Source organism: Aeromonas aquatilis (assembly GCF_054052405.1).
In genome coordinates, this window is record NZ_JBSTYP010000152.1 from 1 (window position 1) to 882 (window position 882).

The window sequence follows — 882 nt, forward strand, 5'->3', positions numbered from 1 at the left end:
ACCACGGTGTGATTCATGACTGGGGTGAAGTCGTAACAAGGTAACCCTAGGGGAACCTGGGGTTGGATCACCTCCTTACCTTAAGATGTCGTGTTGTTGAGTGTTCACACAGATTGCCTTGATTCAAAGTAGTTAGAGCAAAGACCTGATGCGCAAGCGTCAGTGCTTGTTTGGTGAAAGCCAAACGAGAGAAGCCCTGTCATTGGGTTTTGGGATGTGAATAATGGCGCTCGGCCTCGCAGGCTCGGCACTCGCCATTACCCAAAATCTGCACTGCTAACGCAGCGCAAAGATGATTTTGGGTCCCCTTCGTCTAGAGGCCTAGGACACCGCCCTTTCACGGCGGTAACAGGGGTTCGAATCCCCTAGGGGACGCCACTTCTCTTCTTGCTAACAAGAATGCAGAGTTAAGAAACTGATTCTTAACTCTGTTTTCTTCGGCCTTGCGCCGTTGCAAACATGCTCTTTAACAATCTGGAAAGCTGATTTAAAAAGTAGTTCTCAAACATTTGTTACAAGTGCTTTGGAAACTTCTTGGCGAAAACCAAATTTTATTTGGTCCTTGTTGTACGACAACAGGCTGTGCCGGTTTCACCGACACTTCTTGGGGTTGTATGGTTAAGTGACTAAGCGTACATGGTGGATGCCTTGGCAGTCAGAGGCGATGAAGGACGTACTAACCTGCGATAAGCTGTGAGAAGTCGGTAAGAGACGCTATTACTCACAGATTTCCGAATGGGGAAACCCACCCAAGATAACTTGGGTATCGTTACATGAATACATAGTGTAACGAGGCGAACCGGGAGAACTGAAACATCTAAGTACCCCGAGGAAAAGAAATCAACCGAGATTCCCTCAGTAGCGGCGAGCGAACGGGGATTA

General features: G+C 48.0%; 1 tRNA gene and 2 rRNA genes. All 3 read left to right on the forward strand.

Annotated features, from left to right (window positions below):
- Window positions 1–78: ribosomal RNA gene (locus ACW5W8_RS23740) — 16S ribosomal RNA — on the forward strand; the annotation flags it as partial.
- A gap of 224 nt (window positions 79–302) precedes the next feature.
- Window positions 303–378 (forward strand) — tRNA-Glu (locus ACW5W8_RS23745).
- A gap of 238 nt (window positions 379–616) precedes the next feature.
- Window positions 617–882, forward strand: a 23S ribosomal RNA gene (locus ACW5W8_RS23750); the annotation flags it as partial.